This is a genomic window from Xanthomonas arboricola pv. guizotiae, assembly GCF_002940205.1.
In the GTDB taxonomy this organism is placed as follows: Bacteria; Pseudomonadota; Gammaproteobacteria; order Xanthomonadales; family Xanthomonadaceae; genus Xanthomonas; species Xanthomonas arboricola_C.
The window spans coordinates 1-16,718 of record NZ_MDSK01000019.1 but is presented as its reverse complement, the minus strand read 5'-3'; the positions used below and the strand labels follow the sequence as shown (position 1 = coordinate 16,718).

Genomic DNA, 16,718 nt, shown 5'->3' with positions numbered 1-16,718 from the left:
GTCACATGAGCAAGGCGAGCGAGCGCAGGCAGTCGATGTCCAGCGTGCGTACGAGTGGTCCGGTGTTGGGGGGGGTGTTGGTGCTGCTGGCTGCCTGGTTCGGCTGGAACAGCTACGCGCAATGGCGCCAGGATGCGATTGCGCAGGAGCTGGAACAGGCGCGCGACCGCGCCGTGCAGGACATCAGCCGGGCCATGGCCCAACCGGCCAGCCAGCTCGACGCCGTGCTCAAGCAGCCGCAGGTCATCGCCGCGTTGGCCAATGGCGATGCGCTGGCGGCCGCCTCGAGCATCCGCGAGCGCTTCAAGGGTGCCGAGGATGTGCAGGTGCTGTCCGGCGACCTCACCGCCGCCTACGACAATCCCAAGGACTTCGGTTACGCGCGGCTGAGCCTGCTCGAGTCGGCACTGGTGGCCGAGCGTGCGCAGGTGCACGTGGTGCGCGATGCCAAGCAGGTCCGGCTCGGCGTGGCGGCCGCGGTGCGCCTGGGCGCGCAGCCGGCGGTGGCGTATGCGCGGTTGCCGCTGTTGCGCCTGACCGGCTCGCTGGATGCGATCGCCGTGCCCGGCAGCGCGTACCTGGCCTTGCGCCAGGGCAGCTACAACGTCGCCCAGCAGGGCGATCTGGCGCTGGCCGATGCCGCCGAAACCCTGGCCAGGCCATTGGGTAACAGCGGCCTGCGCGTGGCCGCCGCGGTGCCGCAACGCGATGACGGCCCGCTGGGTCTGGGCGCCGTTGGCTGCGCGATCGTGGCCGCGCTGCTGCTCGTCATCGCCGTGCTGTTGGTGCTGGCCAGCCGTGGCCGCGTCGCCTTGCCGCGTCGCCGCGTGTCCGGCGAGCCGAGCGCCGACGAACCCACCCTCAGCCAGAGCCTGCAGCACGACGCCAGCCTCGCCAGCCAGGCGCGCGCGCTGGAGGCAGATGCGCCGCCCGCGCCGCCGGCGCTGGTACCGGCCGTGCAGGTCGCCACCGAGATATTCCGCGCCTACGACATCCGTGGCGTGGTCGGCAAGGACCTCAACCCCGGCGCCGCCGCGTTGATCGGCCAGGCCATCGGCAGCGTGATGCAGGCGCAGGGCCTGCGCGAGGTGGTGGTCGGCCGCGATGGACGGCTGTCGGGCCCGGAGCTCGCCAATGGCCTGATCGACGGCCTGCGTCGCGCCGGCTGCCAGGTGATCGACATCGGCCTGGCGCCCACGCCGGTGGTGTACTTCGGCGCCTACGAACTGCGCGCCGGCAGCTGCGTGGCGGTCACCGGCAGCCACAATCCGCCCGACTACAACGGCTTCAAGATCGTGATCGGTGGCGAGACCCTGTCCGGGGCGGCGATCGCCGAACTGCACCAACGCATCAACGAAGGCCGCCTGCACACCGCGGCAACGCCTGGCGATGTGGAACAGCGCGACATCAGCGACGCCTACATCCAGCGCATCGCCGACGACGTGCAGCTGGACCGTCCGATCAAGGTGGTGGTGGATGCCGGCAACGGCGCGGCCGGCGAGATTGCGCCGCGCCTGCTGGAAGCGATCGGTGCCAAGGTCATTCCGCTGTATTGCGAGATCGACGGCACCTTTCCCAATCATCATCCCGACCCGAGCGAGCCGCACAACCTCGACGACCTGGTCAAGATGGTGCAGCGCTTCGATGCCGATATCGGCGTGGCATTCGATGGCGATGCCGATCGTCTGGGCGTGGTCACCCAGCAAGGCGCCATGGTGTTCCCGGACCGCCTGCTGATGTTGTTCGCCGCCGATGTGCTGCAGCGCAATCCCGGCGCGCTGGTCATCTACGACGTCAAGTGCACCGGCAAGCTGTCCGATCACGTGCTGCGCAATGGCGGCAGCCCGTTGATGTGGAAGACCGGCCACTCGCTGATCAAGGCCAAGATGCGCGAGACCGACGCCGAACTGGCCGGCGAGATGAGCGGGCACTTTTTCTTCAAGGAGCGCTGGTACGGCTTCGACGACGGTATCTACGCGGCCGCGCGCCTGCTGGAAATCCTGGCCCAACGCGAGGAAACCCCGTCCGAGGTGCTGGACGCCCTGCCCGAAAGCGTGTCCACGCCGGAAATCAAGGTGCCGGTGGACGGCGATGCGCACGCACTGGTCGCGCGCTTTGTCGAGCGTGCCCAGGCGGGCGAGGAATCGCCGTTCGAATCGGCGCGGCTGTCGACGATCGACGGGCTGCGTGCGGACTTCGCCGACGGCTGGGGCCTGGTGCGCGCCTCCAACACCACGCCGATCCTGGTGCTGCGCTTCGAGGCCGACACCGAAGATGCACTGCAGCGGATTCGCGGGTTGTTCCGCAGCCAGTTGCAGGCCCTGCTGCCGGACCATCCGCTGGAATTTTGACCGGCCGGTGCGTCACGGGCGACTGCTCTGCCGGCGTGTCGGCAGGGCGGGTCGCGGCGCCGCGCCGCAGGGGCCGATCACACCGTGCTCGGCGCTGGCAGATGCAGGCGATCACCGCAGCGCGCAGCCCGCTCCGGCAGGCGTAGGCGAGCAACCTCAGACGTCGCCCGAACAGACGCCGCTGGACGTCAGACATTGATCGAGCAGGCGTCGCTCGCACAGATATCCCGCAATGCTGACCGGCGAAGACGCGCAACAGTATGTCTGGCTCGCGCCGGACGGATGCAAGCGATCACGGTCACCTGCCTCCCGGACCCGGCATACGTGCGCGATCATCCGGTGCTGCAATCGCGGCGCCATGTGCAGCGCGGTCATGCAACAGCCAGACCGCATCCCAGTACGGATACCCACCGATCTGCGCGGCCAGCCCTGCGCGTACTGGCAACGCCACCAGCGTACGCGCGAACTGTCGATGATCCTCATTCGGCGCAAGCGCCGACGCCTGCATCTGCGGCTGCCACACCGTCCCGCCACGGCCGCGCGCGCGATTGACCGCCTCGGCAGCCGCCCGTCGCGCGAGGGAGGCCAGTTGCAGCAGCGCAGCCTTGCCAGGCGCCTGCAACAGCGCACACCAACTGTCAGGCAGCAGCACCCAGCACAGCAACTGCGCGCCCTGCCAATGACCGGTGGCCGCAAGGCTGGCCGCGGCCGCCCGCGCGCAACGCCAGTCGGCAAACAACGGCACCTGCTGATGCGTGTACAGCTGCAGGTACCAGTGCGCCGCAATCGGCGCCGACCCGGACAATGGACGATGGAGGAGTGCGCTGGACATGGGCACAGCATGCCGATGGGCAAACAGGCGCGGCATCGGCCACGCGCCTTGTCCCAGGTCGGTAACCATCGCATCGCGACGTACGAAAAAACGCATTGACCCCAATTAGCGAGCCCCTGACGTTATCCAGCGAAAGCAGAGCCAATGCAGCACCAATGCAGCACGCTCAATCAGCTCAGCTACGCAGCCAGCATCGCCTCAAAGCCCGGAAACGTGGAGCGGGAGTGCCGCACTTACGAATCCCCAATCCCCAATCCCCGCTCAATGCACCGCCCGATCCCGCCTCCAGCCGCGATGCTTCACATCCAGATACAGGCTGTAGAACGCGGTAAACGCCGGGAACAGGTTCTGCAGCACGCCCACCGAATCCTGCTTGGCCGAGAATACGAAATAGCTCAGCGTCATCAGGCTGCCGACCACGCTCATGTACCAGAACAGGCGCGGGATCACCGGCTTGCCGGCGCGCTTGGAGGCGACGAACTGCACCAGCCAGCGGCCGCCGAACATCAGTGCGCCCACATAGCCGATCAGCTTCCAGCCGGTGACGTGCAGCCCGGTCCAGTACAGCCAGGTCAGCGGTTGGTCCAGCCAGTGCAGTTCCATCAGCGCTCCTGCACCACGGTGCGCTTGCTGCGGGTGATCAACCAGGCCACGCCGCGCAGGTCGCGGATGCCGACCAGCGCGCGATTGAGGTTGTTGTACTTGGACACGCCGGCGGTGCGATGGCGGTGATGCACCGGCACGCTTACCGTGCGCCAGCCGGCGCGCTGCATCAACGCCGGCAGATAGCGGTGCATATGATCGAAGTAGGGCAGGTCCAGGAACGCCTCGCGCTCGAACAGCTTGATGCCGCAGCCGGTATCGGGTGTGTTGTCGTGCAGCATGCGCGAACGGATCGCGTTGGCCCACTTGCTGGCCCAGCGCTTGGACCCCGAATCCTGGCGGTTGACCCGCCAGCCGGCGAACAGCTTGACCTGCGGCTCGGCTTGACTGCGCGCGATGAGCAGCTTGGGGATGTCGGCCGGGTCGTTCTGGCCGTCGCCGTCGAGCGTGGCGATCCAGCTCGCACGCGCGGCCTTGACGCCGTTGCGCACCGCCGTGCTCTGGCCGCTCTGGGTCAGGTGATGCAGCACACGCAGTTCCGGCGTGGTGGTCTTCAGGCCTTGCAGCACCGCCAGGGTGTCGTCGCGCGAGTGGTCGTCGACATAGACGATCTCGAACGCCACCAGCCCGCGCAAGGCGGCGACGATCTCGCCGACCAGGGCGGCGACGTTGTCGCGCTCGTTGAACACCGGGACGACGACGGACAGCTGGGGTTGGCTCATGGATGCGTGTTGGCCAGATGAAGGCTGAGCGAAAAAGATCGCGCATTGTGCCCTGACTGTCTGAGTCAGGCATGAAGCGAACGCGCGCCCTAGGCGCGCTCGCCGAAATAACTGCGGCACCAATCCACCACCTGCGGCAGGCCGTGCTCGACCGGGGTGGCCGGCTCGAAGCCGAAGGCGGCGCGCGCGCGCTGCGTATCGGCCATGGTACGGATCATGTCGCCCGGCTGCATCGGCCGGTAGACCTTCTCGGCCGGGCGTCCGGCAGCCTGGGCGATCAGGTCGATGAAGTATTCCAGCTCCACCGGGGTGTGGTTGCCCAGGTTGAACACCCGGTGCGGCACCGGTTCGCCGCTGGGCGTGTCCAGCGCGCCCAGCACGCCGGCCACGATGTCGTCGACGAAGGTGAAGTCGCGCTGCATCCTGCCGTGGTTGAACACCTCGATCGGCCGCCCCGCCAGCACCGCGCGGCTGAAGATCAGCGGCGCCATGTCCGGCCGGCCCCATGGCCCGTACACGGTGAAGAACCGCAGCCCGGTCGCGCGCAGGCCGTACAGCTGCGCATAGGTATAGCCCATCAGCTCGTTGGCGGCCTTGGTCGCCGCATACAGCGAGCGCGGCTGGTCCACGCGCTGGTCTTCGGAAAACGGCGGGGTGGCCGAATCGCCGTACACCGAACTGCTCGAGGCATACACCAGGTGCTGCACGCCGCGGTGCCGGCACAACTCGAGCATGTTGACGAAGCCGACCAGGTTGCTGTCGACGTAGGCGGACGGATTTTCCAGCGAGTAACGCACCCCCGCCTGCGCGGCCAGATGCACCACGCGGGTGGGCCGGATCTCGTCGAACAACGCGGCCAGGCCGTCGCGGTCGGTCAGGTCCAGCGTGCGGATGTCGATACCGGGGCATAGCGCCGCCACCCGGTCGCGCTTGAGCTGCGGGTCGTAATAGCTGTTGTAGTTGTCCAGGCCCACCACCGATTCACCGCGCGCAGCCAGCGCGCGGCAGGTGTAGGCCCCGATGAAACCGGCGGCGCCGGTGACGAGTATGGTCATGGCGGTGATCCTGGGAAATACGCAAACAAAAGGCCAGCACAACTGATCCGCACGCACCAAGCGCCGCAGACACGGCCACGCGCTGTGCTGGCGTTTTCATGCTGTTGATGTACTTGCGGCGCGCAGTGCGCCAAGTTCGATTCACGGCAGTCGCGGCTCATGCGGTGCTCCAGGTAAGGGCTGCAACGCGGCATGCGGGTACGTTCACCGCAGGGCGAGCGGTGCTTCGCTGGCGAGCTTGGCCTTGCGTTCGGCGCTGAACTTCCACCACGGCTGCGCCGTCTCGCCGTCCATGAAGCGCACGATCGACAGGAACACATCGATCACGCAGGGGTCGTGCAGCACGCCGGTGCGCAGGCACAGCTGTGCATGCATGTCGTAGGCGTCGCGACCGCGCAGTTGCGCAGGCACGCGGATGCCGATCAGGCGCAGATCCTTTTCGCAGGCCGGCCCGACGTTGGGCAGGTCGGTCAGCTGCAGCAGATGCTGGCGGTCCACCTTGGCGGGATTCATTGCCGGCGAGGATCCTGTTGGATGCGCAATAGCGGTCAGCCGCGCTGCAGGCGCAGGCGTTCGAGCACGCCGTCCAGCGTGTCCAGGTCGGTGTAGTGGATCACCAGCTTGCCCTTGCCGCCGCGGCCGTGGTTGAACACCACCTTGGTGCCCAGCGATTCGGACAGTTCGGTCTCCAGCGAGGCGATATCGGCCTGCGGGGCCACCGGCGCCGGCTTGCCCTTGCGCAGCGCGCCGGGCAGCTTGCCGGCGGCGAACTGCTGCGCACGGTGTTCGACCTCGCGCACCGACCAGCCCTGGTCGGCCGCTTCCTGCGCCAGCTTGCTGGCCAGCTCCGGCGCCAGGGTCAGCAGCGCCCGCGCATGGCCCATTTCCAGGCGGCGGGTTTCCAGCAGCACGCGGATCGCCACCGGCAATTCCAGCAGCCGCAGCAGGTTGGACACCGACGCACGCGAGCGGCCCACCGCACCGGCGGCCTCGGCGTGGGTCAGCGAAAATTCGTCGATCAGTCGCTGCAGCGCCTGCGCTTCTTCCAGCGGGTTGAGGTCTTCGCGCTGGATGTTCTCGATCAGCGCCATCGCGATGACGGTGCGGTCGTCCAGCTCGCGCACCACCACCGGCACTTCGCTCAGCCCGGCCAGCTGCGAGGCGCGCCAGCGACGTTCGCCGGCCACGATCTCGAACTGCCCCGGCGCCAGCTCGCGCGCCACGATCGGCTGGATCACTCCCTGCGCCTTGATCGACTCCGCCAGCTCGGCCAGCTTGACCTCGTCCATCTCCCTGCGCGGCTGGTACTTGCCCGGCTGCAATTGGGTGACCGGCAACCGGCGCAGGCTGTCGCCCGGCTGCAAGGCCTCCTCGCTGGCCGCGCTCGGCGCCGCGGCGGCGGCCGCGCCCTTCGGCCCCAGCAGCGCTTCCAGGCCACGTCCCAGGCCGCGCTTCTTTGCGGGGATCGGCTTGTTCATCAGACGGTCTCCACGGGCCGGTAGGCCTTGTTGCGGTCGTTCTGGCGGCGCACGATTTCGCCGGCCAGCCCCAGGTAGGCCACGCCACCGCGCGAGGTGCGGTCGTAACCGACGATGCTCTGGCCATGGCTGGGCGCCTCGGCCAGGCGCACGTTGCGCGGCACGATGGTGCGGAACACCTTGTCGCCGAAATGCTCGGTCAGCTCGGCCGACACCGCATTGGCCAGGTTGTTGCGGATGTCGAACATCGTGCGCAGCACGCCTTCGATTTCCAGCGCCGGATTGAGGTTGGCGCGCAACGCCTCGATGGTTTCCAGCAGCGCGGTCAGTCCTTCCAGCGCGTAGTACTCGCACTGCATCGGCACGATGATCGAATCGGCCGCGGTCAAGGCATTGAGCGTCAGCAGCGACAACGCCGGCGGGCAGTCGATCAGGATGAAGTCGTACTCGTCGCGGATCGGCGCCAGGGCGCGCTTGAGCCGCTGCTCGCGCTCGCCCTGATCCATCAGCTGGATCTCGGCCGCGGTCAGGTCGATGTTGCCCGGCAGCAGGTCGAAGCCTTCCGGCGCGGTGACGCGGATGTCGGCGGCGGTGTTTTCGCCCAGCAACAGGTCGCAGGTCGAGGCGGCCACATCGCGCTTGTCGATGCCGCTGCCCATGGTCGCGTTGCCCTGCGAGTCCAGATCCACCAGCAACACACGCTTGGGCGCGCGCGCCAGGCCGGCCGCCAGATTGACTGCGGTCGTGGTCTTGCCGACGCCGCCTTTCTGGTTGGCAATGGCGATGATCCGGGCCATGCGGGAGAGCCTCGTGGGCAGGGAGTAAGACCGGCCATTATGCGGGCAGGGCGTCGGATCGGGAAATGCCGCCCGCCGCAGTGCGCTGCACGGGCGGGAATGACGGCTGCGCCGGTCAGCCGCTGGGCGCCACGCCGGCCGGCGGCTCCTTCATCGCCCGGTAGCGCTGCAGGATGTCGGCGATCTCGCTGTCCAGCGCCACCCGTTGCTGCTCGAAGCTGGTCTGCAGACGCAGCTGCGCCATCAGCTCGCGATGGCGTTGCTGGATGTCGGCGGCCAGCTTGTCGGCCACCGCCTGGCCGGCCAGTTCGCGGTCGCCGGCGCTGCGCAGCATGCTGGCCAACCCTTCGCGCAGGCTGGTCACATTGAAGCGCGCGGTGTGGATGTTGTTGTCGACGATGGCGATGCGCTCGTTGAACACCCGGCGCAGATCGTCCTCGCTCTGGTAGGACATCAACATCGCCTGGTCGGTGCGCTGGCGCATCTGCTCGGCGGCCAGGTCGGCCTGGCGTTGCTGCTCGCTGGCCGCGGCGGCAGCGCGCTCGTCGCTGCTCATCGCGCGCTGCACCTCGGCGCTGCGCATGCCGCTCCTGGCGTTGAATTCGTCGCGCGCCTGATTGACCGCCTCCGGCGGCAGCGTATCGCTGCACACCCGGGCGCCGTTCTGGTTCCAGCAATACAGCTTCTTCGCGGCCGGCTTGTCCTGGCCGATGGCAGGCGCGGTGGCCACGGCTGCCGCAACGGCGGCGAGTAACGCCAAACGGGTGTGTTTCGGCATCGTCGCAGCCCCCTGTCGCCTGCCGTCAGCCTGTGGTGTCGGTGCCGTAGCGGCCACGATAGGCCAGCAGCGGTTCCCGGAAGCCCACAAGGTCGGCGTTTCCTGCCGCAAAAGCAAGCAGGTCGACCAGGTTGGCCACTGCGATCACCGGGATGCCGGCCTCGGCCGCCACCGCCTGCGCAGCCGAGCGGCGATCCTGCTCGGAAGCGATCTCCTGCCGGTCCAGCGCCACCACGATCCCGGACGGAATGCCGCCGGCGCCACGGATGGTGCCCAGCGCCTCGCGGATCGCGGTGCCGGCGGTGATCACGTCGTCGACGATCAGCACCTTGCGGCCCTCAAGCGGCGCACCGATCAGGCTGCCGCCCTCGCCATGGTCCTTGGCTTCCTTGCGGTTGAACGCCAGCGGCAGGTCGCGCCCGCGTCCGGCATAGGCGCAGGCCAGTGCGGTCGCCAGCGGGATGCCCTTGTAGGCCGGCCCGAACAACAGATCGAACTCCACCCCGGCCGCGTCGATCGCATCGGCATAGCACTGCGCCAACTGCGCCGTCTTGGCGCCCGAATCGAAGCGCCCGGCATTGAAGAAATACGGGCTGAGCCGCCCGGACTTGAGCGTGAACTCGCCAAAGCGCAGGGCATCGGCGCCCAGGGCCAGCTGCAGGAAACGGGTGCGGTGGTCGGTCATTGACAGGAATGGGGAATGGAGAATCGCGAATGGTAAACGCATCGCGCCTCGGCAGCCTTCGCAGCTGCGCTGGGGTAGGCTTTACGATTCCCTATTCCCGACTCCTTATTCCCGGCCTATGCGCATCATCAGTTTCAACGCCAACGGCCTGCGCTCGGCCGTCACCAAGGGTTTCTTCGAGTGGTTCGCCGACCAGGACGCCGACGTGCTGTGCGTGCAGGAGACCAAGGCCCAGGAGCATCAGCTGGCCGGTCCCAAGTTCCTGCCCACCGGCTACAAGGCCTGGTTCCGCGACGCCAGCACCAAGAAGGGCTATAGCGGTGTGGCCATCTACAGCAGGCACGAGCCCGACGAAGTGCGCACCGCGCTGGGCTGGCCCGAGTTCGACGAAGAAGGCCGCTATGTCGAAGCGCGCTTCGGCAACCTCAGCGTGGTGTCCTTCTATATCCCGTCCGGCTCGTCGGGCGAGTTGCGTCAGGGCTACAAGTTCCAGGTGATGGAATGGCTGCGGCCGATCCTGGAGCAGTGGCTGGCCAGCGGCCGGCAGTACGTGCTGTGCGGCGACTGGAACATCGTGCGCTCGGCGCTGGACATCAAGAACTGGAAATCCAACCAGAAGAATTCCGGCTGCCTGCCGCCCGAGCGCGACTGGCTCAACGGCCTGTGCGCCGATGCGCTGGAAGACGCCAACGCCGCCAGCGGCCGCGGCTGGGTCGATACCTACCGCGTGCTGCATCCCCAGGGCCAGGACTACACCTGGTGGAGCAACCGCGGCGCGGCGCGCACCAACAACGTCGGTTGGCGCATCGACTACCAACTGGTCACCCCCGGCCTGCGCGACAAGGTGAAGGCCTGCTCCATCTACCGCGAGCAGCGCTTCTCCGACCACGCGCCGTACAGCGTGGATTACGCGGAGTGAGTGAGGGCGCGCAGCTGGCAGTGACGAGCATGGGTCCGGTTGGCCAGGCCCCCCAGTGGTGTGCTTCCAGCCGTTGCGTGGAGATCAACGTCGAGTGCGTGCAGGCTGTGCCCGGCCGCAGCCTGATGGCGGTGGATCCTTCATGGCGCCAATCATGCGTTTCCGGCAGGTCAATCCGCGCAGCGGCCAGCGATACTGCCCGCCCGGCAATGATCAGCACCCGTTCCCAGTGGCCATACGCATGACTAAGCTTGTACCCAACTACAAAGGACTGCGCGGCATCCGGCAGGCCTTCGCCACGCCATCGGCGGCAACCATGGCACTGCTGGGTTTCGGCAGCGGTCTGCCGTTCCTGTTGATCGCCTCGCAGACCCTGTCCACCCGGCTGCGCGATGTCGGCCTGGATCTGGGCAGCATCGGCTTGATCAGCCTGGCCAGCTTCTTCTACCTGCTCAAGTTCCTGTGGGCTCCGCTGATCGACCGCTATGCGTTCCCGCTCACCGCGTTTCTGGGCCGCCGGCGTTCCTGGCTGCTGGTCTCGCAACTCGGCGTCACTGCCGGCCTGTTCGCACTGGCGTTTTCGCGCCCGGAGATGAGTGTCACCGGCCTGGTCGCCTGGGTGCTGTTCGCCTCGTTCTGGGGCGCCACGCAGGATTCGGTGGTGGATGCCTACCGCATCGAAGTCGCCCCGGACACGGCGCAAGCGGCCTTGGCGGCGACCTACACCCTGGGCTATCGCATCGGCCTGATCCTCGGTGGCGCCGGGGCGCTATACCTGGCCGAATACCTCAACTGGACCTCGGCGTACCTGGCCATGTCGGCGCTGATGCTGCTGCCGATCATCACCACCCTGGTATGCCGCGAGCCGGACCGCCCCGCGGTTACGGTGGTGCGTCGCATCGATGTCGCCGACGCATTCTGGCAGCCCATTTCCAGTTTCTTCTCCAGCAATGGGCTGGCGCTGGGCATCGTCCTGCTGGCATTTGTCGGCCTGTTCAAGTTCCCGGATCAGGTGATCGGCGTGATGGCCGGGCCGTTCTATCTGGATTCTGGCTACACCAAGGCCGACATCGCCACGGTGTCCAAGCTGTTCGGTGTATGGATGGGCATCGTCGGCGCATTCGCCGGCGGTGCGGCGGTGGCGGCGTTCGGCTTCCGTCGCATGCTGCTGGTGGCCGCCCTGGGCGTGGCGCTGTCCAACCTGGCGTTTTTGCTGATGGCGCAGAACCCTGGCAAATTGTGGGCGTTCTACGCCGCACTCAGTGCCGACAATCTGTTCCAGGGGTTCGCCGGTACCGTGCTGGTGGCCTTCATGTCATCGCTGACAAATCGCAATTTCACCGCCACCCAGTACGCCTTGCTGGTGTCGCTGGCCAATTTGCCGGGTAAGTTCGCCGGCGGTGTATCCGGGTTCCTGGTCGAGGCCACCTCCTACAGCACCTTCTTCATCCTCAGCGCCCTGACCGTGGTTCCCACGCTGGCCTTGCTCGCCTGGCTGTGGCCGCGGCTGGATGCCCGCGATGGGCGCCCGGATTGAAACGGCCGCCAAGGTTGCCGATGATGCAGGCGGGGCAGCGCAGTGCACGAGGCAAAGCATGACCGATCTGCTGTTGCGGGACATCGATCCATTGCTGGTGGACAGGATTCGTCGTATCTCCGTCGCACGCGGCTGGACCCAGCACCAGACCGTGATGCATCTGCTCGAACAGGGCCTGTTCGCCAGCGAATACGAAGTCACCGGCGGCCTGCAACACCCGGAAGTCGATGCCCTGGCCGAAGCGATTGCCGCGCTCAAGGCGCTGCCGGCGGGGAATAGTCCGTAGCTGCAAACGGTCAGCCAGCGCTGCCTCGCGTGCGAATCCATTCGGCGCGAGGATGCTGCGGCTGCGGACGCTCGCACTGATCCAGGCCTGTCATGCCGGATGGATCGCTCCCAGCAACCGCGGCCCGGCCGCCCCGGTCACCGACGGCAGGTTGGCTGTACGGCCCGCCAGCAGCTCGGCGGCCAACCATGCAAACCCCATCGCCTCCAGATAGTCCGGATCCAGTCCATGCCGCGCGCTGGATTCCACCACCACGCCCGGCAGTCGCGCTGCCAGTCGTGCCATCAACACCGGATTGCGTACCCCGCCACCGCACACCAGCACGCGGCGAGTATCAGGCTGCAGCCGCAGCAACGCGTCGGCGACACTGGCCGCGGTCAGTTCGAGCAGGGTCGCCTGCACATCGGCCGCAGACAGCGCCACGTGTCCCAGTGACCGCATCGCCTGCATCGCCCAGTCCAGATGGAACTGCTCGCGCCCGGTGCTCTTGGGCGGCGCCAGCGCAAACCACGGGTCGGCCAGCAACGCCTGCAGCAGTGCGGTATCGACGCGCCCGCTGGCGGCAAACGCACCGTCGGCATCGAACGCCGTGCCGCGATGCTGCTGGCACCAGCTGTCCAGCAACGCGTTGGCCGGCCCGGTATCGAAGCCCAGCACCGCGCCATCGCGCGGAATCAGCGTCAGGTTGCCGATGCCGCCCAGATTGAGCACCGCGCGGTCTTCATCGCCCGTGCCCAGCATGGCCAGATGGAAGGCCGGCATCAGCGGCGCGCCCTGGCCGCCGGCAGCCACATCGCGACGGCGGAAATCGGCCACCGTGGTGATGCCGGTGTGCTCGGCAATCCGGCTGGCATCGCCGATCTGCCAGGTGAAGGCCGGATCGGCCTTGGGTCGATGTCGAATGGTCTGCCCATGCGAGCCGATCGCGCGAACGCGCGCACGCGCGATGCCGCTGTCGCGGATCAGTTGATTGGCCGCGGCCGCAAACGCCAGCCCCACCTGCGCATCCAGGTGTCCAAGCGCATCGATGGCGATCACGTCGGCGCCCTGGCCCAGCATCACCAGCGTGTCGCGCAGTTGCGGCTCCCAGGCCACGGTGGTGCCGGCAACCAGTTCGCAGCGGCGATGGCTGTCATCGGCAAAGCGCACCAGTGCGGCATCGATGCCGTCGGCGCTGGTGCCGGACATCAGGCCCAGGTACAGCGGGGATTCCAGGTGTTCCGGAGCGGACATGCCAGGGCCAGTTGCACAGTGGTCGTGCAGCTTGTGCAGCCCGGCTTGGAGAGTCAACCGGCCCTGCACGCATCGCGGTGAGGCCAATGGGCTGTACGTTCGTCAGGCAGGCGCCGCACCGGCAGTGCCGACGGCCGCGTCGGCATCATGGTGTCCACTGGCCGCTGGCAGCGATCCGGCGCCGGCCGCGGTGTTGCGGGAGCTAGAAGCCCCTGCGCGAACGGTATGCAGCCATCCGATCGGCGATGGCCATGTCGGCGGCCGAGAAGTCAGCCGCCGCCACTCAACCGCGCGGCTTGTCCTTGGCAGGCTTGCCGGCGTCGGCATAGATCAACTTCTCCATGCCTTCGATACGCGCCAGTGCCGGCGCCGTCTGCGCGCGGAAGGCGGCCAGCTCGGCACCCTGCAGCGGCTCGGGCGGCGGCATGGTGACCGACATCGGATTGCGCTGCTGCCCGGCGACACGGAATTCGTAATGCAGATGCGGGCCGGTCGCCAGGCCGGTCATGCCGACATAGCCGATCACCGTGCCCTGGTTGATGCGCTGGCCGGCCTTGATCTTGCCGAAGCGCGACATGTGCCCGTACAGCGTACTGAAGTTCTTGCCGTGGTCGAGGATCACCACATTGCCGTAGCCGCGCTGGGTGCCGACGAACACCACCCGCGCATCGCCGGCGGCCATGATCGGCGTGCCCGAGGCTGCCGCGTAGTCCACGCCCTTGTGCATGCGCATGGTGCCCAGCACCGGGTGCTTGCGTGCGCCAAAGGTCGAGCTGATGCGGCTGTAGGCCACCGGCATGCGGATGAAGCTCTTCTTCAACGGCCGACCGGTGATGTCGAAATACTCGGCCGGCTTGCCGGCACGCTCGAAGCGGAAACCGGTGTAGGTCTTGCCGCCAGTGGTAAAGGTCGCCGCCAGGATGTCGCCGGTATTGATCCGCTCGCCCTCGCGCCAGGTTTCGTCCATCACCACGCTGAAACGATCGCCCGGCTGCAGATCCTTGTCGAAGTCGATGTCGTACTTGAAGATCTCGTCGGTCATGATCGCCACCGCTGCCGGCGACAACCCCGACTTGCCGGCCGAGGCGTACAGCGAGCTGCTGATTTCCCCGCTCGCCACCACCGTGCGCGTGGTGGTCGCGCGTTCGGTGACGTTCTCGCGCACGGCATCTCCCAGCAGGCGCAGCTCCACCCGATGACTGTCGTCGCGATCAAAGCGCAGGGCGCGCAGCTGCCCCGGCGTCGGCATGTCGAACGCGATCTCCGCGCCCGGACGCAGCTTGGTCAGCGCCTCCTTGGTGCCCGGATGCGCCAGCACCTGGTACATCACCGTGGTCGGAATCCCCAGCTCGCCGAACAAGGTGCTCAGCGTCTGGCCCGACTTGACCTGCAGAATTTCCCAATCGGTGCTCGGCGCCAGTTGCTTGCGGCTCGGCACCAGCGGCGGCAACGGCAATGCCAGCGTGGAATGGCTGGACAGCGGAGTATCGATGGCGTTGGAGAAGCCCGGCACGATCGTGGCCACCAGCGCACCGATGGTCGCGAACAGGCTGGCATGGATCCAGTGACGGCGTGTCCACCGGTCGTTGAACGCCGCCGGGAGATGCGCCTTGAGCTTGCGATGCAGGGCAGTGTCGTGGAGGACGTGGAGGCGTTCGTGAAAGCGCCGCTTGCGTGCACGGCCCTGCTCTGAGTTCTGCATCGTTCAAATTCCTCGCTGGCTCGAAGTGCGAGCCCAATCGCCGTTACCATAGACAGCCTGTAACAGCGCGTCAAACCATTGAGCCTGTTCAACATTTTCATTTGGCGCGGAATTAACCCGCGTTTAACATCGTTCACGTTGTTGACGGCAAACGCCGCTGGAGTCTGTGGTTGGCCACTATCGAAGAATCCCTCGCACTCATTGGCCGTGGCGCCGAAGAGATCCTCAAGCTCGATCAGCTCGAAGCACGGCTCAAGACCGGTGCCCCGCTACGGGTAAAGGCCGGCTTCGATCCCACTGCGCCGGATCTGCATCTGGGCCACACCGTGCTTCTCAACAAGATGCGGCAGTTCCAGCAGCTCGGCCATCAGGTGATCTTTCTGATCGGCGACTTCACCGGCATGATCGGCGACCCGAGCGGCAAGAACGCCACCCGCAAACCGCTCAGCCGCGAGGATGTGCTGGCCAATGCCCGGACCTATGAGGAGCAGGTTTTCAAGATCCTGGACCGCGAACGCACCGAAGTGCGCTTCAACTCCGAATGGTTCGGCCAGATGAACGCGGCCGACATGATCAAGCTGTCCGCACAGCACACGGTGGCGCGCATGCTCGAGCGCGACGACTTCGCCAAGCGCTTCACTGGCCAGCAGCCGATCGCCATCCACGAATTCCTGTATCCGCTGGTCCAGGGCTACGACTCGGTCGCCCTGAAGGCGGACGTCGAACTGGGCGGTACCGACCAGAAGTTCAACCTGTTGATGGGGCGTGGCCTGCAGGAGCACTACGGCCAGGCCCCGCAGGTCGTGCTGACCATGCCGCTGCTGGAAGGCCTGGACGGCGTGGCCAAGATGTCCAAGTCGCTGGGCAACTACATCGGCATCAACGAGCCGGCCATCGACATCGTCACCAAGACCATGAAGATCGGCGACGCGCTGACCTGGCGCTGGATCGATCTGCTGTCCTTCGACATCAGCATGGTCGAAGCAGAACGCCTGAAGGCGCAGGTCGCCTCGGGCGAACTGCACCCGCGCGAGGTCAAATTGCGGCTGGCGCGCGAACTCGCCGCACGTTTCCATGACGCTGCCACCGCGGAGCAGGCCATCGCCGGCTGGCACGCGGTGGTGACAGGTCAGGGCGACACCAGTCTGCTGCCGGTACAGGAAGTGGTGGTTCCGGCCGAAGGGCTGCGCCTCGCCAGTCTGCTGACTGCCGCCGGTCTGACGCCGAGCAATTCCGAAGCCACCCGCAAGATCAAGGAGCGCGCGGTCAAGATCGATGGCGAAGTGGTGGAAGATGCCAGCCGCGTTTTCGCTCACGGCTTCGAAGGCGTCATACAAGTGGGCAAACGTAATTTTGCTCGCGTGTCGCTCGTTACTGCCTGACCTGCCTTGAGGTTGCTGCAGGGCGGTAGCCTCTATGGATACGCAAGCTGCACCCATCAGATAGAAGTACTGGCTCTATTAGATCGCTCGGGCTCTAAAGCCCGGCCGATTGAGGCGCAGCGCAAGTTTTTGGCAAATCCGTGAAAAATTTTTCACAAAACGCTTCCCAAATCCGTTGCGTCGGGCATATAGTTCGCCTCCCCCGACGCAACGGCCCGCAAACGCGGAAACGGAGCGGAAAGGGTTCGAAAACTCCTTGAAATTAAGGTGTTGACGAAACGGAAAAGCCGGCTATGATGGGCGGCTAGCTACACGGAAAGACGCTGCGGCGGATTGAAGTGCAGCGGCGGCAACTTCC

The 16,718-nt window shown here is 66.7% G+C and carries 16 protein-coding genes; 5 read left to right on the top strand and 11 right to left on the bottom strand.

Annotated features, from left to right (window positions below):
* The first annotated feature begins 5 nt into the window (after positions 1–5).
* The gene (locus tag XarbCFBP7408_RS22765; RefSeq protein WP_181106508.1) at positions 6–2,351 is read left to right on the top strand and encodes a phosphomannomutase/phosphoglucomutase; all 2,346 of its coding nucleotides are present in this window, start codon (positions 6–8) and stop codon (positions 2,349–2,351) included.
* 298 nt (positions 2,352–2,649) lie between these two features.
* Here XarbCFBP7408_RS22765 and XarbCFBP7408_RS12660 read toward each other — a convergent pair whose 3' ends face one another.
* The 9 genes from XarbCFBP7408_RS12660 to pyrE form a co-directional block, all read right to left on the bottom strand.
* Positions 2,650–3,183: a hypothetical protein gene (locus XarbCFBP7408_RS12660; RefSeq protein ID WP_104563315.1), complete on the bottom strand. Its 534-nt coding sequence runs from the start codon at positions 3,181–3,183 to the stop codon at positions 2,650–2,652.
* Between the two features lie 261 nt (positions 3,184–3,444).
* The gene (locus tag XarbCFBP7408_RS12655) at positions 3,445–3,786 is read right to left on the bottom strand and encodes a lipid-A-disaccharide synthase N-terminal domain-containing protein (RefSeq protein ID WP_104563255.1); all 342 of its coding nucleotides are present in this window, start codon (positions 3,784–3,786) and stop codon (positions 3,445–3,447) included.
* Positions 3,786–4,508 (bottom strand): glycosyltransferase family 2 protein, encoded by a 723-nt coding sequence (locus tag XarbCFBP7408_RS12650; protein WP_104563254.1) that lies wholly within the window; start codon positions 4,506–4,508, stop codon positions 3,786–3,788. The genes XarbCFBP7408_RS12655 and XarbCFBP7408_RS12650 overlap by 1 nt, the downstream gene beginning before the upstream one ends.
* Positions 4,509–4,597: 89 nt before the next feature.
* Complete coding sequence (locus XarbCFBP7408_RS12645) at positions 4,598–5,563, bottom strand: SDR family NAD(P)-dependent oxidoreductase (protein WP_104563253.1); 966 nt, start codon at positions 5,561–5,563, stop codon at positions 4,598–4,600.
* A gap of 204 nt (positions 5,564–5,767) precedes the next feature.
* Positions 5,768–6,076, bottom strand: a complete 309-nt coding sequence (locus XarbCFBP7408_RS12640) for a helix-hairpin-helix domain-containing protein (protein WP_104563252.1) — start codon at positions 6,074–6,076, stop codon at positions 5,768–5,770.
* A gap of 35 nt (positions 6,077–6,111) precedes the next feature.
* On the bottom strand, positions 6,112–7,041 hold the full coding sequence (locus XarbCFBP7408_RS12635; RefSeq protein WP_104563251.1) for a ParB/RepB/Spo0J family partition protein: 930 nt from the start codon (positions 7,039–7,041) through the stop codon (positions 6,112–6,114).
* Positions 7,041–7,838 carry a ParA family protein gene (locus XarbCFBP7408_RS12630; RefSeq protein WP_104563250.1) on the bottom strand — a complete coding sequence of 266 codons (798 nt, stop codon included), beginning with the start codon at positions 7,836–7,838 and terminating at the stop codon, positions 7,041–7,043. The genes XarbCFBP7408_RS12635 and XarbCFBP7408_RS12630 overlap by 1 nt, the downstream gene beginning before the upstream one ends.
* Positions 7,839–7,953: 115 nt before the next feature.
* Complete coding sequence (locus tag XarbCFBP7408_RS12625; protein ID WP_104563249.1) at positions 7,954–8,616, bottom strand: hypothetical protein; 663 nt, start codon at positions 8,614–8,616, stop codon at positions 7,954–7,956.
* Positions 8,617–8,641: 25 nt separating this feature from the next.
* On the bottom strand, positions 8,642–9,301 hold the full coding sequence (gene pyrE / locus XarbCFBP7408_RS12620) for an orotate phosphoribosyltransferase (RefSeq protein WP_104563248.1): 660 nt from the start codon (positions 9,299–9,301) through the stop codon (positions 8,642–8,644).
* 118 nt (positions 9,302–9,419) lie between these two features.
* Here pyrE and XarbCFBP7408_RS12615 point away from each other — a divergent pair, with 118 nt between their 5' ends.
* The 3 genes from XarbCFBP7408_RS12615 to XarbCFBP7408_RS12605 all read left to right on the top strand — a co-directional run bounded on the left by XarbCFBP7408_RS12615 (position 9,420) and on the right by XarbCFBP7408_RS12605 (position 12,043).
* Positions 9,420–10,220 carry an exodeoxyribonuclease III gene (locus XarbCFBP7408_RS12615; protein ID WP_104563247.1) on the top strand — a complete coding sequence of 267 codons (801 nt, stop codon included), beginning with the start codon at positions 9,420–9,422 and terminating at the stop codon, positions 10,218–10,220.
* 241 nt (positions 10,221–10,461) lie between these two features.
* Positions 10,462–11,757 (top strand): AmpG family muropeptide MFS transporter, encoded by a 1,296-nt coding sequence (locus XarbCFBP7408_RS12610; protein WP_181106504.1) that lies wholly within the window; start codon positions 10,462–10,464, stop codon positions 11,755–11,757.
* 58 nt (positions 11,758–11,815) lie between these two features.
* Positions 11,816–12,043, top strand: a complete 228-nt coding sequence (locus XarbCFBP7408_RS12605) for a hypothetical protein (RefSeq protein WP_104563246.1) — start codon at positions 11,816–11,818, stop codon at positions 12,041–12,043.
* A 90-nt stretch (positions 12,044–12,133) separates the two neighbouring features.
* Here XarbCFBP7408_RS12605 and XarbCFBP7408_RS12600 read toward each other — a convergent pair whose 3' ends face one another.
* Both XarbCFBP7408_RS12600 and XarbCFBP7408_RS12595 read right to left on the bottom strand, forming a co-directional pair.
* Positions 12,134–13,276 carry an anhydro-N-acetylmuramic acid kinase gene (locus XarbCFBP7408_RS12600; RefSeq protein ID WP_104563245.1) on the bottom strand — a complete coding sequence of 381 codons (1,143 nt, stop codon included), beginning with the start codon at positions 13,274–13,276 and terminating at the stop codon, positions 12,134–12,136.
* Positions 13,277–13,559: 283 nt separating this feature from the next.
* On the bottom strand, positions 13,560–14,978 hold the full coding sequence (locus tag XarbCFBP7408_RS12595) for a M23 family metallopeptidase (RefSeq protein ID WP_104563244.1): 1,419 nt from the start codon (positions 14,976–14,978) through the stop codon (positions 13,560–13,562).
* Between the two features lie 170 nt (positions 14,979–15,148).
* On the opposite strand from XarbCFBP7408_RS12595, the gene tyrS reads away from it, so the two are divergent.
* Positions 15,149–16,360: a tyrosine--tRNA ligase gene (gene tyrS, locus XarbCFBP7408_RS12590; protein ID WP_104563243.1), complete on the top strand. Its 1,212-nt coding sequence runs from the start codon at positions 15,149–15,151 to the stop codon at positions 16,358–16,360.
* Positions 16,361–16,718: the final 358 nt, after the last annotated feature.

Bases quoted from the DNA above. Each gene is read 5' to 3' on its own strand.
- XarbCFBP7408_RS12650 (WP_104563254.1), bottom strand. From the start codon at position 4,508: ATGAGCCAACCCCAGCTGTCCGTCGTCGTCCCGGTGTTCAACGAGCGC.
- XarbCFBP7408_RS12635 (WP_104563251.1), bottom strand. From the start codon at position 7,041: ATGAACAAGCCGATCCCCGCAAAGAAGCGCGGCCTGGGACGTGGCCTG.
- XarbCFBP7408_RS12605 (WP_104563246.1), top strand. From the start codon at position 11,816: ATGACCGATCTGCTGTTGCGGGACATCGATCCATTGCTGGTGGACAGG.
- XarbCFBP7408_RS12645 (WP_104563253.1), bottom strand. From the start codon at position 5,563: ATGACCATACTCGTCACCGGCGCCGCCGGTTTCATCGGGGCCTACACC.
- XarbCFBP7408_RS12610 (WP_181106504.1), top strand. From the start codon at position 10,462: ATGACTAAGCTTGTACCCAACTACAAAGGACTGCGCGGCATCCGGCAG.
- XarbCFBP7408_RS12660 (WP_104563315.1), bottom strand. From the start codon at position 3,183: ATGTCCAGCGCACTCCTCCATCGTCCATTGTCCGGGTCGGCGCCGATT.
- XarbCFBP7408_RS22765 (WP_181106508.1), top strand. From the start codon at position 6: ATGAGCAAGGCGAGCGAGCGCAGGCAGTCGATGTCCAGCGTGCGTACG.
- XarbCFBP7408_RS12625 (WP_104563249.1), bottom strand. From the start codon at position 8,616: ATGCCGAAACACACCCGTTTGGCGTTACTCGCCGCCGTTGCGGCAGCC.
- XarbCFBP7408_RS12630 (WP_104563250.1), bottom strand. From the start codon at position 7,838: ATGGCCCGGATCATCGCCATTGCCAACCAGAAAGGCGGCGTCGGCAAG.
- pyrE (WP_104563248.1), bottom strand. From the start codon at position 9,301: ATGACCGACCACCGCACCCGTTTCCTGCAGCTGGCCCTGGGCGCCGAT.
- XarbCFBP7408_RS12615 (WP_104563247.1), top strand. From the start codon at position 9,420: ATGCGCATCATCAGTTTCAACGCCAACGGCCTGCGCTCGGCCGTCACC.
- XarbCFBP7408_RS12655 (WP_104563255.1), bottom strand. From the start codon at position 3,786: ATGGAACTGCACTGGCTGGACCAACCGCTGACCTGGCTGTACTGGACC.
- XarbCFBP7408_RS12640 (WP_104563252.1), bottom strand. From the start codon at position 6,076: ATGAATCCCGCCAAGGTGGACCGCCAGCATCTGCTGCAGCTGACCGAC.
- XarbCFBP7408_RS12600 (WP_104563245.1), bottom strand. From the start codon at position 13,276: ATGTCCGCTCCGGAACACCTGGAATCCCCGCTGTACCTGGGCCTGATG.
- XarbCFBP7408_RS12595 (WP_104563244.1), bottom strand. From the start codon at position 14,978: ATGCAGAACTCAGAGCAGGGCCGTGCACGCAAGCGGCGCTTTCACGAA.